This window comes from Streptomyces sp. NPDC025651 (assembly GCF_055558735.1).
Genome location: NZ_JBVHLZ010000002.1, coordinates 182,907 through 196,592, shown reverse-complemented (window position 1 = coordinate 196,592; position 13,686 = coordinate 182,907). Strand labels below are relative to the sequence as shown.

At 72.6% G+C, this 13,686-nt stretch carries 11 protein-coding genes; 2 read left to right on the top strand and 9 right to left on the bottom strand.

Translation table 11 applies throughout. The features are described 5' to 3' along the window. Positions 1–7: 7 nt before the first annotated feature. Complete coding sequence (locus ACZ4D5_RS08830; protein WP_467771659.1) at positions 8–877, bottom strand: LysR substrate-binding domain-containing protein; 870 nt, start codon at positions 875–877, stop codon at positions 8–10. 154 nt (positions 878–1,031) lie between these two features. On the opposite strand from ACZ4D5_RS08830, the gene ACZ4D5_RS08825 reads away from it, so the two are divergent. After that, the gene (locus ACZ4D5_RS08825) at positions 1,032–2,045 is read left to right on the top strand and encodes a bile acid:sodium symporter family protein (RefSeq protein ID WP_467772251.1); all 1,014 of its coding nucleotides are present in this window, start codon (positions 1,032–1,034) and stop codon (positions 2,043–2,045) included. On the opposite strand, the gene ACZ4D5_RS08820 is transcribed toward ACZ4D5_RS08825, so the two are convergent. The 3 genes from ACZ4D5_RS08820 to ACZ4D5_RS08810 form a co-directional block, all read right to left on the bottom strand. Next, on the bottom strand, positions 1,981–3,234 hold the full coding sequence (locus tag ACZ4D5_RS08820) for a hypothetical protein (RefSeq protein WP_467771658.1): 1,254 nt from the start codon (positions 3,232–3,234) through the stop codon (positions 1,981–1,983). The two genes, ACZ4D5_RS08825 and ACZ4D5_RS08820, sit on opposite strands and share 65 nt — an antisense overlap. Before the next feature lie 10 nt (positions 3,235–3,244). Then, a complete protein-coding gene (locus ACZ4D5_RS08815; RefSeq protein WP_467771657.1) occupies positions 3,245–5,134 on the bottom strand; it encodes an exo-alpha-sialidase in 1,890 nt (629 codons plus the stop codon). 141 nt (positions 5,135–5,275) lie between these two features. Then, positions 5,276–6,199 (bottom strand): quinone oxidoreductase family protein, encoded by a 924-nt coding sequence (locus tag ACZ4D5_RS08810; protein WP_467771656.1) that lies wholly within the window; start codon positions 6,197–6,199, stop codon positions 5,276–5,278. A 104-nt stretch (positions 6,200–6,303) separates the two neighbouring features. Between ACZ4D5_RS08810 and ACZ4D5_RS08805 the strand changes: the two genes are divergently transcribed. Next, entirely contained in the window at positions 6,304–6,756 is a 453-nt protein-coding gene (locus ACZ4D5_RS08805) for a MarR family winged helix-turn-helix transcriptional regulator (protein ID WP_467771655.1), read from the top strand. 76 nt (positions 6,757–6,832) lie between these two features. On the opposite strand, the gene fdhD is transcribed toward ACZ4D5_RS08805, so the two are convergent. The 5 genes from fdhD to ACZ4D5_RS08780 are packed head-to-tail and all read right to left on the bottom strand — an operon-like array spanning position 6,833 to position 13,468. Continuing rightward, positions 6,833–7,681 carry a formate dehydrogenase accessory sulfurtransferase FdhD gene (fdhD, locus tag ACZ4D5_RS08800; RefSeq protein ID WP_467771654.1) on the bottom strand — a complete coding sequence of 283 codons (849 nt, stop codon included), beginning with the start codon at positions 7,679–7,681 and terminating at the stop codon, positions 6,833–6,835. Positions 7,682–7,688: 7 nt separating this feature from the next. Further along, positions 7,689–8,549, bottom strand: coding sequence for a 2Fe-2S iron-sulfur cluster-binding protein (locus ACZ4D5_RS08795; RefSeq protein ID WP_467771653.1), 861 nt, complete (start codon positions 8,547–8,549; stop codon positions 7,689–7,691). A gap of 31 nt (positions 8,550–8,580) precedes the next feature. Further along, entirely contained in the window at positions 8,581–10,566 is a 1,986-nt protein-coding gene (locus ACZ4D5_RS08790; RefSeq protein ID WP_467771652.1) for an NADH-ubiquinone oxidoreductase-F iron-sulfur binding region domain-containing protein, read from the bottom strand. Between the two features lie 11 nt (positions 10,567–10,577). Next, positions 10,578–12,500 carry a molybdopterin oxidoreductase family protein gene (locus ACZ4D5_RS08785; RefSeq protein ID WP_467771651.1) on the bottom strand — a complete coding sequence of 641 codons (1,923 nt, stop codon included), beginning with the start codon at positions 12,498–12,500 and terminating at the stop codon, positions 10,578–10,580. Further along, on the bottom strand, positions 12,497–13,468 hold the full coding sequence (locus tag ACZ4D5_RS08780; RefSeq protein WP_467771650.1) for a 2-dehydropantoate 2-reductase: 972 nt from the start codon (positions 13,466–13,468) through the stop codon (positions 12,497–12,499). Before ACZ4D5_RS08780 ends, ACZ4D5_RS08785 begins: the two co-directional genes overlap by 4 nt. Positions 13,469–13,686 lie beyond the last annotated feature (218 nt).

Genomic DNA, 13,686 nt, shown 5'->3' with positions numbered 1-13,686 from the left:
CGGAAGGTCAGCGCCTGCCCCGCCGCAGCGGGTCCCCGCTCGCGAGGATCGCCGCCGCCAGGGCGTCCGCCGCCTCCTGCGCCGAGGCGCGCCGCTCGCCGTGCAGGAGCACGAAGTCGACCGAGCCGAGCTCCGGCAGGCCCGCCCGGTCGGGGACGCGGACCAGGCCCGGCGGGATGAGGCCGCGGGAGTGCGCCATCACGCCGAGGCCCGCGCGGGCCGCCGCCACCAGGCCGTTGAGGCTGCCGCTCGTGCAGGCCACGCGCCAGGCGCGGCCGCGCCGCTCCAGCGCCTCGAAGGCGAGGGCGCGGGTGATGCCCGGCGGCGGATAGACGATCAGCGGCACCGGGCGTTCGGGATCGAGGCGGAGCCGTTCGGCGCCGATCCAGACCAGGTCGTCCTGCCGGACCAGCTCGCCGCGCGGATCCTCAGGGCGCCGCTTGGCGAGCACCAGGTCGAGCCTGCCCGCGTCCAGCTGCTTGTGCAGCGTGCCGGACAGCTCGACGGTCAGCTCCAGGTCGACGTCCGGGTGGTCGTGCCGGAAGGACTCCAGGATGTCCGTGAGGCGCGTCAGGACGAAGTCCTCCGAGGCCCCGAACCGCAGCCGCCCGCCCAGCCGCCGTCCGGTGAAGAACGCCGCCGCCTGCTCGTGCTCCGCGAGGATCCGGCGGGCGAAGCCGAGCATGGCCTCGCCGTCCTCGGTCAGCTCCACGCTGTGGGTGTCGCGCGTGAACAGCTGCCGCCCGACGGCGTCCTCCAGGCGGCGCACGTGCTGGCTGACGGTCGACTGGCGCAGGGCCAGGCGGCGGGCGGCCCGCGTGAAGCTCAGCGTCTGGGCGACCGCGAGGAAGGTGCGGAGCTGCGAAGGGTCGTACACGGAGGCAAGCGTAGACCCGCTCATCGCGAACCGTGATGACAGTCAGAGCGGTGTACGGGATTCCCGATCGCCCGGAACAGGAGGATCATGGCGAGGGCACGACCCCGCACCGAGAGCATGGAGCACCGTGAAACGCCTGAAGTGGCCGTCCTGGATGCCGGTCGACCCGTACATCGTGGCGTTGCTCGCGACCGTGGGAATCGCGGCACTCCTGCCCGCCCGCGGCACCGCCGCCGATGTCGCGTCGGGCGCCTCCACCGCGGCCGTCTCGCTGCTCTTCTTCCTCTACGGAGCGCGTCTGTCCACCCGCGAGGCGCTCGACGGGCTCAAGCACTGGCGGCTCCACGTCACGGTCCTCGCCTGTACGTTCGTCGTCTTCCCGCTGCTCGGGCTCGCCGCGAAGGGCCTCGTTCCGTACGTCCTGACGCCCGCCCTGTACAGCGGCTTCCTCTTCCTCACGCTGGTGCCCTCGACGATCCAGTCGTCCATCGCCTTCACGTCGATGGCCCGCGGCAACGTCCCCGCGGCGATCTGCGCGGGCTCCTTCTCCTCGCTCGCCGGCATCGTGCTCACCCCGCTCCTCGCGGCGGCGCTGCTCGGCAACAGCGGCGGCGGCTTCTCGGCGGACTCCCTCCTCAAGATCGTGCTGCAGCTGCTCGTGCCGTTCGTCGCCGGGCAGCTGCTGCGCCGGTGGGTGGGCGGCTTCATCGCCCGGCACAAGAAGGTCCTCGGGTACGTCGACCGCGGGTCGATCCTGCTCGTCGTGTACACCGCGTTCAGCGAAGGCATGGTGCAGGGCATCTGGCACCAGGTGCACCCGCTGCGGCTGCTCGCGCTGCTCGGCGTCGAGGCGGTGCTGCTCGCCGCCATGCTGGCCCTGACCTGGTACGGCGCGAAGAAGCTCGGCTTCGGCCGCGCCGACCGCGTCGCGATCCAGTTCGCCGGGTCGAAGAAGTCCCTGGCCGCGGGCCTGCCCATGGCGAGCGTCCTGTTCGGGGCGCAGGCCTCGCTGGCCGTCCTGCCGCTGATGCTCTTCCACCAGATGCAGCTGATGGTCTGCGCGGTCATCGCCAAGCGCCGTTCGCGGGACCCGGAGGAGTTCGTCAGCGAGCCGCCGCGAGCCGCAGCGACACGAACCGCGGCCGGTACAGCGACACGTTCCGGCTGATGTTGGCCTGGGCGTTGGCGGGCGTGGCGTCCAGCCAGTTCACGTCGTAGCTGAGGACGACACGGCCGTCGCCGCCGAGCGCCGCGTGGACCTGCGGGTTGTAGGCGGCGGTGTCCTGGCGCGCCGCGCCGTCCTTCGGCAGGGGCGCCTCGAAGCCCTTGGAGGGGCCGTGCCACGGCCCGGTGGGGGAGCAGGACCAGTACGACGTGACGGTCGTCAGGCCCTCGGCGCCCGCGGCCATGGTGAACAGGACGTACGTCCCCTCGTCCCGCACCACGGTGAACGCGCTGCCCACCCCCTTGCGCCTGCCGTCCCCGAGAACGGACCGTGAGGCCCTGCCCGGCCCCCACTCCTCGCCGTCCCAGTACTCCCACGCCGAGGCCTCGGCGAGCCTGCCGTGCGGGACGCGCGCGACGTGGGCGTGCGAGGTCGGGCGCGAGGTCGCCTGGGCGTCCGTGCCGCCGAAGACGTACGTCCAGCCGTCGTCGTCGACCGTCGTCGTGCCGTACAGGACCCGCTTCTCCGGGTCGCCCACCGACTGCTGGTCGGAGACCTTGACGATGTTCTCGACGCGCAGGTCGGGCAGCGAGAGCGTGGCGACCTCCGTGGCGATCGGCACGCCGTAGATCCAGGGGCCCTGGCTCGCCATGCGGGTCCACAGCAGGACGCGCACGACCTGCTCGTCCGCGCCGGGGGAGCGGGGTTCCACGCGCGCCGCCACCGGCCAGCGCCACTGCTGGGGCGCGGGGTCGGGGAAGAGCGGCGCGGCGAGCGTGCGCTGCAGGGTGCCCGAACGGGACATCACCACGGCCGAGTTGCGCACCATGGGCGTGTTCGTGTCGCGCCAGGTGTGCGGCTGGCCCGCCGGGTTCGGGGGTGCGTGGACCTGGCCGAGGAAGGTGTCGGAGAACAGCCACAGGACGCGCCCGTCGGGGAGCCGCACCGAGTGGGTGCCGTCCCCGCCGGTCCAGTCGTCGGTGCGGGTCATGTCGTCGCCGTAGCGCGCGAACTCCCCGGTGACCTTCTCGTCCGCCCGCCAGGACGCCACGGTGCGGGGCCGGCATGCCGCATCGCCCTCCCGGTCCTCTTCCGGGAGGGCGATGAGCAGCACGGCCGCGCAGGCCAGGGCGAGCAGCAGGACGAGCCAGAGCCTGCGCGGCCGTGCTGCGGGGCGTTCTCGGACGGGCACGCCCGGGACGTTAGTTGCTGCCGCGCACGCGGTCCATGGGGAGTCGGACGACGGTGTCCCGTGTCACAGGGGCATCGCTGGTGCGCAGAGAGCTCATTTCGGTGTCGCTCAACGCCCGGTCGTACACCCGTACTTCATCGATGGCTCCGGTGAAGTGGGCGCGGCTGTCGAGCCGTTGACCCACGTGCACACCGAAGGGCGAGTTGCGGCTGACCGAGCCCGGCACGTCGGCGGTGGTGATCGGTGTGCCGTCGAGGAAGAGCGTCAGCTGCCCGGCGCCGCGGCGCAGTGCGATGTGGTGCCACTGCCCGTCGTTGTACGCGCTCGTGGTGCGCACGGAGGCGGACCTCGGGGGCGCCGCGCCGTCCCGCGTGGTGATCAGGCCGGTGACGCGGTTGCTCGCGGGCTCGCCGCGCAGCCACACCTGCGGCTGGTTGGTGCCGATGCCGCCCATCCACAGCAGGGGCTGCTCGCCGGTCGTCGCGGAGTAGCGGAACCACAGCGAGGCCGTGAAGTCCCGCGTACCGAGGGGCAGTCGGGTGCGGAAGGGCAGGCGTACGGCGTCGTCGGCGCCGTCGAAGGCGAGCGCGCCGTCGAAGCGCCCCTCGGTCTCCCGGGCCCCGCCGAGCACCGCGGCGGCCCGGGCGCCCGGCGCGTGGTCGCGGGTCGTCGGGTCCGGACCGCGGCGCGGCGCCAGCCAGTCCTCGGTGAAGCGTGCGAAGCGGATCTCGTCGCGCGCGTCGACCGCGCCGCCCTCGTACATCAGGCCCACGTGCGAGCGGTCGGCCCGCACCATGTCGGAGTAGCCGGACCAGTCCGCGGTCACGGTGGTGCCCCGGTCGACGCTGTCCCAGGTGCGGCCGCCGTCGTAGGAGGAGCGGATCTGCATGGTGCGGCGGCGGTCGGGGTCGCCGGGGCAGGCGAGCAGCATCCGCTTGCCGAACTGGAGCGTGGAACCCTGCACTTGGGGCGTGTAGAGGTCGGGGACGGCGCGGAAGGGCGCGGCGAAGGAGTCGCCGCCGTCACGGCTGATCGCGTGCGTGCGGTGGCCGAGGTCGGTGCCGTCCTGCTCGCGGCCGCTGACGTGGACCGCTCCGTCGGGCCGCTCCGTGATCGTCATCTCGGACGGCTTCTGGCGGAACGTGCCGTCGTCGGCGATCGGGTACGAGTCCGTCGCGCCGATCCTCCAGTGGTCGCCGCCGTCGTCGCTGACGATCAGCGCGGCGTGGTTGGCGGTGACCCGACTGCCGTTCCACGTCTCGGCGTTGACGGCGAAGGCGAGCCGTCCCGCGTGCCGGCCGCGGGTCAGCTGGATGCCGTGCACGGGCCCGGTCGCGTACCAGGAGTTCCAGTCCTTCGGCAGGATCTCCTCGCTCAGGTCGCGCGGCGCGGACCAGCTGCGGCCGTCGTCGTCGCTGTACTGGAGGTGGGGCGTGCGGTCGCACGGCACGTCGCAGTTCCTGCCGTCCGTGCGGCCGGTGTTGTAGGTCTCCGCGAGCAGGATGCGGCCGCTCTCGCGGTCCACGACCGGCGCGGGGTTGCCGTGCGTGTCGCCAGCGCCCTCGTTGATCACCTGGAGCGGGCCCCAGGTGCGGCCGCCGTCGTGCGAGCGCTTGAGCACCAGGTCTATGTCGCCCGCGTCGCTGCAGTCGTCGACCCGCCCCTCGGCGAAGGCCAGCAGCGTGCCCTTCGTGGTCCGCACGACGGCCGGGATGCGGAAGCAGGCGTACCCCGGGTCCTGGGAGGCCTTGAACAGGACCTGCTGCTCGAACTGCGGTGTCCGCACGTCCTGTTCGGCCCGCGCGAAGGGCGCGGGCAGCAGGGCGGCGGCGGTCACCGCGGTCACGGCAGCGGCGGCGGCGCGGAGCGATCTGAGGCGTACACGGAGACTCGATGGCATGGTGCGGCCCGCCTTTCCTGGCGACGGCGACTCATGACGGCGGCGCCGGACCGAGGATGAGCGGACATCCTGACATCCCACGTCCGACGTGCGCGCCACAGACGCTACTTGGAGGCCTCGGCACCCCACAAGAAGCGTGCGTCAGGGGATCAGGACGACCTTGCCCCTGTTGCTCCGCGTCTCGATCGCCTCATGGGCCTTCGCCGCGTCCTCCAGCGCGAACTCCGCGTGCACGGCGGGCCGCAGCTCGCCCGCGGCGAACAGCCGCCACAGCTCCCCGCGCCACCGCTCGTACAGATCCGGCCGTCCCCGCGCGATCAGCGCCATCTGGAAGCCGATGACGGACTTGGCGCCGACGAGCAGGTCGTACGCCGCGACCGTGCCGCCGCCCGAGCTGAAGGCCACCAGCCTGCCGTGCGGGGCCAGGGACTTGACGGCGGGCGCGAGGAGGTCGCTGCCGACCGCGTCCAGGGCGTAGTCGACGGGCTCGCCCCACTCCTCGCGGTCGTACGTGACGACCTCGTCGGCGCCGAGCCCGCGCACGAAGTCCGCCTTGCCGGGGTCGGACACGGCGCCGACGACCCGCGACGCGCCCTTCGCCCTTGCCAGTTGCACGGCGAGATGGCCGACCCCGCTCGCGGCCGCCGTGACGAGCGCGGACTCGCCGGGCGCGGGGCGGGCCGCTTCGAGCGCGCCGTACGCGACGAGGCCGGAGCGGACCAGGGCGACCGCGTCGACGGCGCTCGCGCCCGCGGGGACGGGGGAGGCCATCGCGGTCTGCAGCAGGGCGTGTTCGGCGTAACCGTGCCCGAAGACGAGTCCCGTGACGCGGTCGCCCGGCGCGTACCCGGTGACGCCGTCGCCGAGCGCGACCACCGCACCGGCGATCTCCCCGCCGAGCGCGATCGGATCGCGGGCCTCGCGGACCTTGCGGACGACGGGCAGGGTCACGCCGATCGCCTCGACGCGTACGAGGAGTTCGCCGGGGCCGGGTTCGGGGACGGGGGCCTCTTCCAGGAACAGCACTTCGGGGCCGCCGCTGTGTTCGTACCGGACGCGACGCATCCGCACCACCTCCATGGCCAGGAATCGTTGGGAGGTCCAACGATGACCTCACGGTAGAGCAGATACCGTTGGGAAGTCCAATGATTCTTCGCTAGGCTTCCCCCATGCCCACGACACCGTCCGCCCCCAGTACCATCCGCACCCTGCCCAGCTGGCTGCTCGGCCGCGCGGCCGCCAGAGGCCGTGGCCTGGTCGCCGAAGCGCTGGCCGGGGAGGGCCTGAGGATGTGGCACCACGTGGTGCTGTCCGCCGCCGCGGATCTCGGCCCCGTGGCCCAGGCGGAGCTCGGCCGCAGCGTCTCGCTCGACCCGAAGGACATGGTCGGCGTCCTGAACGACCTGCAGGCCGACGGGCTCGTCGAGCGCACGCCCGACCCCAAGGACCGGCGCAAGAACGCGATCACGATCACGGACAAGGGGAAGCGCCTGGTCGCCCGCTGTGCGGAGGCGGCCGACCGCGCCAACGCCGAACTCCTCGCGCCCCTTTCGGCCGCGGAGCGGGAGCGGTTCCTGGAGATGCTGGGCAGGATCTCCGGGGTGCGGGCGCCGGAAAGCTGAGGCAGGGGGCCCGGCCGGCGCAGGGGGCGCTCCCCGCCGGCCGGGGCGCCGCCGCCGTGCGGCGGGTGGCCCCGGGTCAGTCCTGGGAGGCCGCGGCCCGCAGGGCGACGCGGTGCTCGCCCGCGTACACGTTCATGGAGGAGCCGCGCAGGAAGCCGACCAGCGTCAGGCCGGTCTCCGCGGCCAGGTCGACGGCGAGCGAGGACGGCGCGGAGACCGCGGCGAGCACCGGGATGCCCGCCATCACCGCCTTCTGGGCCAGCTCGAAGGAGGCGCGGCCCGAGACGAGCAGGACCGCGCGGGACAGCGGGAGCCCGCCGTTCTGCAGGGCGCGGCCGACCAGCTTGTCCACGGCGTTGTGCCGCCCCACGTCCTCCCTCGTGTCGAGCAGCTCGCCCTCCTCGGAGAAGAGCGCGGCCGCGTGCAGGCCCCCGGTCCTGTCGAAGACGCGCTGGGACGCGCGCAGCCGGTCGGGCAGGCTCGCGAGCAGGTCGACGTCGAGCCGGACCGGGGGAGCGTCGGCGATCGGGAAGCGGGCCGTGGTGCGGACGGCGTCCAGGCTCGCCTTGCCGCAGAGGCCGCACGAGGACGTGGTGTACACGTTGCGTTCGAGGGTGATGTCGGGCAGGACGACGCCGGGCGCGGTCCGCACGTCGACCACGTTGTACGTGTTCGAGCCGTCCTCGGTGGCCCCCGCGCAGTACACGATGTTCTGGAGGTCCTGCGCGCCGCCGAGGACGCCCTCGCTCACCAGGAACCCGGCCGCGAGCGCGAAGTCGTCGCCCGGGGTGCGCATGGTGATGGCGAGCGGCTTGCCGTTCAGCCGTATCTCCAGGGGTTCCTCGGCGACCAGGGTGTCAGGACGCTCCGAGACGTGCCCGTCCCGGATCCGGATCACCTTGCGTCGCTCCGTGACTCGTCCCATGTCTTGATCAGTCCCGGTTCTGTACGTGCTGGTAGCCGAAGCGGCCCTTGATGCAGAGGTTGCCGTGGGTCACAGGGTTGTCGTGCGGCGAGGTGACCTTGACGATGTCATTGTCCTGCACGTGCAGCGTCAGGTTGCAGCCGACTCCGCAGTACGCGCACACGGTCGTCGTCTCCGTCTGTGCGGACTCGTCCCAGGTACCGGCCGCGCGCATGTCGAACTCCGACTTGAAGCTCAGCGCCCCCGTCGGGCAGACCTCGATGCAGTTGCCGCAGTACACGCACGCCGAGTCGGTCAGCGGCGCGTCGTGCTCGACGGCGATGCGGGCGTCGAAGCCGCGCCCGGCCACCGAGATCGCGAAGGTGTTCTGCCACTGCTCGCCGCAGGCGTCGACGCACTTGTAGCAGAGGACGCACTTGTCGTAGTCGCGGACGTAGAGGTCGTTGTCGACCTTCGGCTCCTCGTCCAGGCGGGCCGCGTCCGGGCCGAAGCGGTCGGGCTTCGCCTCGTACTCCTCGAGCCAGGCGGCGACCTTCGGTGTCGTCGACAAGTCGACGGAGGAGGCGAGGAGTTCGAGGACGAGCCTGCGGCTGTGGCGGGTGCGCTCGGTGTCCGTGCGGACACGCATGCCGGGCTCGGCCCTGCGGGAGCAGGCGGGGGCGAGGGTGCGAGCGCCCTCCACCTCCACGACGCACAGGCGGCAGGCGTTCTTGGGGGCGAGGGTGTCGCCCGCGCAGAGGGTCGGCACGTCCGTGCCCGCGGCGCGGCAGGCGTCGAGGAGGGTCGACCCCTCGGGGACCCGTGCCTCCTGGCCGTCGAGGGTGAACTCGACGAGGCGGCGCGGCGGTTGGAGCGGTGTCGCGGTCATGCGTCGGTCGCCTCCCTGTCGTTGTGCGCGGTCATGCGTACGCCCCCAAGCGGTCGATGGCGGATTCCACGGCGTTCCACGCGGTCTGCCCGAGGCCGCAGATCGAGGCGTCCCGCAGGGCGCGCCCGACGTCCCGCAGGAGCGCGATGTCGTCGGCGGCGTCCGCCCCCGTCCGCTCCAGGAGGCGGTGCAGGGCCTCCTCCTGGCGGACGGTGCCGACCCGGCAGGGCACGCACTGGCCGCACGACTCGTCGCGGAAGAACTCCGCGATGCGCAGCAGGATCCGCGGGAGCGGCACGCTGTCGTCCAGGGCGAGGACGACGCCGGAGCCGAGGGTCGTCCCCGCCGCCCGGGTCCCCTCGAAGGTGAGGGGGATGTTCCGTTCGTCGGGGCGCACGAAGCCGCCCGCGGCTCCGCCGAGCAGGATCGCGCGGAGGTTGTCGGGTCCTCCCGCGAGGTCGAGGAGTTCGCCGAGGGTGGCGCCGAAGGGCAGCTCGTAGAGGCCCGGCCTGGCCACGCTGCCGGACACGCAGAAGAGCTTGGGGCCGGTGGACTTCGCGGTGCCGATGGCGGCGTACGCCTGCGCACCCATGGTCAGGATCGGCAGGACGTTGACGAGGGTCTCGACGTTGTTCTCGACGGTGGGCCTGCCGAACAGGCCCTTCTCGACAGGGAAGGGCGGCTTGGAGCGCGGCTCGCCTCTGTACCCCTCGATGGAGTTGAACAGGGCGGTCTCCTCGCCGCAGATGTAGGCGCCCGCGCCGCGGCGGATCTCGATGTCGAAGGCGTAGCCCTGGCCGAGGACGTCGTCGCCGAGGAGGCCGCGGGCGCGGGCCTGTGCGATGGCGTGCTCCAGCCTGCGCAGGGCGCGGGGGTACTCGCCGCGGAGGTAGAGGTGGCCGTGGTGGGCGCCGGTCGCGTACCCGGCGACGGTCATCGCCTCGATCAGCGCGTACGGGTCGCCCTCCATGAGCACACGGTCCTTGAAGGTGCCGGGCTCGGATTCGTCGGCGTTGCAGACGAGGTAGTGCGGGTGGTCGGGCCGGGCGGCGGTGGCCTGCCACTTGCGTCCCGTGGGGAAGGCGGCGCCGCCTCGCCCGACGAGTCCGGAGTCGGTGACTTCGCGGATGACCTCGGCTGGGCCGATGGCGAAGGCGCGGCGCAGGGCGGTGTAGCCGCCGTGGGCGCGGTAGTCGTCCAGGCTGGAGGGGTCCACGGCGCCGATCCTCTTGAGCAGGATCAGGCCGTCCTGACCGGCTTGGGGGACGGCGTGGGAGGCGGGGGGTTCGGCGGGGGCGGAGTCGGGGTCGGCGGCGGCTCGGGCGAGGGTATCGGGTGCGGCCGGGGCGATGGTCGCGGTGGCGTGGGTTTCTTCCCCGACCCCGCCCCTTCCCGAACCGGGGCTCCGCCCCAGACCCCGCTCCTCAATCGCCGGAGGGGCTGAACATTCAGCCCGTCCGGCGATTGAGGACGAGCCCGAAGGGCGATTTCGGGGGTCCAGGGGGTGGCGCCCCTTGGTCTCGGGAAGGGGCGGGGTCGGGGAAAGAAGCGTGCCCGCCCGCACCACCAACGCCGCCGGAGCCCGCTCGCAGAGCCCGAGGCAAGGGCTTCGCTCGACCGTCGCCCCCGGCACGGCACCCAACCGCTCGGCCAGCGCAGCGCCCCCGCAGGCCACGTCCGTACACACCCGCACCACCGTCCGCGCCCGCGGCCGCACCGAAAACATGGAGTAGAACGTCGCCACCCCGTACCCCTCCGCCGGCGGCACCGTAAGACGACGGCAGAGGTAGTCCAGGCCCCCCTCGCTCACCCACCCCACGCGGTCGTTGAGCGCGTGCAGCCCCGGCAGCAGCAGATCCCGCCGCTCCCGCGCCGCCCGCCCGCCCCGCGCCCACCGCAGGTCCGCGTCGCTGCGGTCGTCGGCCCCCTCCCACGCGGACCCGGGAGGTCCGAGCAGCGCGTCGACGGCCGCCCGCTCCTCGTCCGTCGGTTCGCTGTCACCGAAGCGCAGATCCACTTGACGTCACCTCACAACCTCACAGCCGCCGTCAGCTTGTCGATCCGTATCGCCGATGCCTTGAACTCCGCCGTCCCCGAGATCGGGCAGTTCGCCTCGATCGTCAGCTGGTTGGTGTCGACCTCGTCGGGAAAGTGCATGGTCATGAAGGCAAGCCCCGGCCGCAGCCCCGGGTCCACCCACACCGGCGCCACCACCGCGCCCCGCCGCGAGGAGACCCGGACCCGCTCGCCCGCCACGACCCCGTACCGCTCGGCGTCCTCCGGGCACAGCTCGACGTACTCGCCGCGCCGCAGCGGGGAGGCGAAACTCCCGCTCTGCACGCCGGTGTTGTACGAGTCGAGGCGCCGCCCCGTCGTCAGCCGGATCGGGTAGGCCTCGTCGGTCAGGTCGACCGGCGGATCGTGCTCGACGAGCCCGAAGGGGGCGAGGCGGCCGCGCCGCGCCGGGTCCGGGTCCCACAACCTGCCGTGCAGATACGTCGGTTCGAGCCGCTCCTCGTCCGGACACGGCCACTGGATGCCCTGCAGGGACTCCAGGCGGTCGTACGTCATGCCATAGTGGTCGGGCGACACGGACCGCAACTCGTCCCAGACCGCCCGCGCGTCCGCGTACTTCCAGTCGTGGCCGAGCAGCCCGGCGAGCTCGCAGAGGATGTCGATGTCCTCGCGCGCCTCACCGGGCGGCCGCACCGCCTTGCGCACCCGCTGCACGCGCCGCTCGCTGTTGGTCGTGGTGCCGTCGGTCTCGGCCCACGCGGCGGTCGCGGGCAGCACCACGTCCGCCAGCTCGGCTGTCCTGGTGAGGAAGATGTCCTGCACCACCAGGAAGTCCAGCGCGCCGAGGCGCCGCATCGCCTGTCCGCTGTCCGCCTCCGACTGCGCGGGGTTCTCGCCGATGCAGTAGACGGCCTTCAGGCCGCCCTCCTCCATCGCCTCGAACATCTCGGTCAGGTTGAGGCCGTAGCGCGGCTGGATGACCGTGTCCCAGGCCGACTCGAACTTCCGGCGCGTGTCGGGGTCGAGGATGTCCTGGAACCCGGGAAGGCGGTTGGGGATGGCGCCCATGTCGCCGCCTCCCTGCACGTTGTTCTGGCCGCGCAAGGGCTGCAACCCCGAGCCGAACCGCCCCACATGGCCCGTCAGGAGCGACAGGTTGATCAGCGCGCGGACGTTGTCCGTGCCGTTGTGGTGCTCGGTGATGCCGAGCGTCCAGCACAGCTGCGCCCGCTCCGCGCGCGCGTAGTCATGCGCCAACTCCCTTATGGCGGCGGCCGGTACGCCCGTCACCTGCTCGGCGAGCGACAGCGTCCAGGGCTCGACGAGGGCCGCGTACTCCTCGTGTCCCGTCGTCGCGCGCTCGATGAACGCGCGGTTGGCCAGGCCCGCGTGGATGATCTCGCGGCCGATCGCGTGCGCCAGCGGGATGTCCGTGCCGACGTTCGGGCCGAGCCAGCTCTCCGCCCACTCGGCGGTCCTGGTGCGGCGCGGGTCGACGGCGTACATCCGCGCGCCGTTCCTGATGCCCCTCAGGACGTGCTGGAAGAAGATCGGGTGCGCGAAGCGGGCGTTGGAGCCCCACATCACGATGACGTCCGTGTGCTCGACCTCCTCGTACGAGGAGGTGCCGCCGCCCGAGCCGAAGGCCGCGGAGAGTCCCGCGACGCTCGGCGCGTGGCAGGTGCGGTTGCAGGAGTCGACGTTGTTGGTGCCCATCACCACGCGGGCGAACTTCTGTGCCACGTAGTTCATCTCGTTGGTCGCGCGGGCGCAGGAGAACATCCCGAAGGCGCCGCGCGCGGCCCGGAAGCCCGCCGCCGCGCGGGCCAGCGCCTCCTCCCAGGTCGCCCTGCGGAAGGGCTCGGCGCGGGAGTCGCGGACCAGGGGGTGGGTGAGCCGGGTGTACGTCTTGGGGGTGCGGTCGCGTGTCGTCATGCGGCGGTCCTCAGGGCGAGCAGGTCCGAGATGGCGTGGACGGTGCGCAGCGTCGGCACCGGAACCCCGGTGATGTCGGCGAGTTCGACGACGGCCGCGAGCAGCACGTCCAGTTCCAGGGGCTTGCCGCGCTCCAGGTCCTGGAGGGTGGAGGTGCGGTGGTCGCCGACGCGTTCGGCGCCCGCGAGGCGGCGCTCCACGGAGATGTCCGGCTCGCAGCCGAGGGCCGCGGCCACCGCGAGCGTCTCGTTCATCATGATCTCGATGACGCGGCGGGTGCCGCCGTGGCGGCACATCTCGCGCATCGTGGCGCGGGCGAGGGCGCTGATCGGGTTGAAGGAGATGTTGCCGAGCAGCTTGATCCAGATGTCGCCGCGCAGCTCCGTCTCGACCGGGCACTTCAGACCGCCCGCCACCATGGCCTCGCTGAACGCGGCGCACCGCTTCGAGCGTGACCGGTCGGGCTCGCCGATGGAGAAGCGGGTGCCCTCCAAGTGGCGTACGACGCCGGGGCCTTCGAGCTCTGTGGCGGCGTAGACGACGCAGCCCACGGCCCGTTCGGGCGCGAGCACCGCGCTGACCGCGCCGCCCGGGTCGACGCTCTCGACGCGGTGGCCGTCGTGCGGGCCGCCGTGCCGGTGGAAGTACCACCAGGGGATGCCGTTCTGTGCGGCGACCACCGCGGTCGCCTCGTGCAGGAGCGGCTCGATCAGCGGCCCGCAGGCCGCGTACGCGTTGGCCTTCAGGCCCAGGAAGACGAAGTCGACCGGGCCGATCTCGGCCGGGTCGTCGGTGGCGCGGGCCCGTGCGGTGAAGTCGCCGCGCGGGCTCAGCACGCGTACGCCGTGCTGCCTCATGGCCGTCAGATGCGGTCCACGGGCGACGAGATGGACGTCGGCGCCTGCGCGGTGCAGCGCGGCTCCGACGTAGGCGCCGATCGCACCGGCGCCGAGGACTGCGACTTTCACGGTGGGGCGCTCCATTCGGTCGAGGGATCCGAGGAACGTATGGAGAAGGGGAGTTGACGAACGAGCGTATGGAGAAAACAGAAGACTGACGACAGGAGACTGACGACAGAAGACGTCAACGGAATATTGTCTACAGTATGGAAGTTGGGGCGGCAAGGGTTCGCGCACGTCGTTGAATCCCGTACGTGCGCCCCCTTCCCAACACCCCCGCCCGCTTC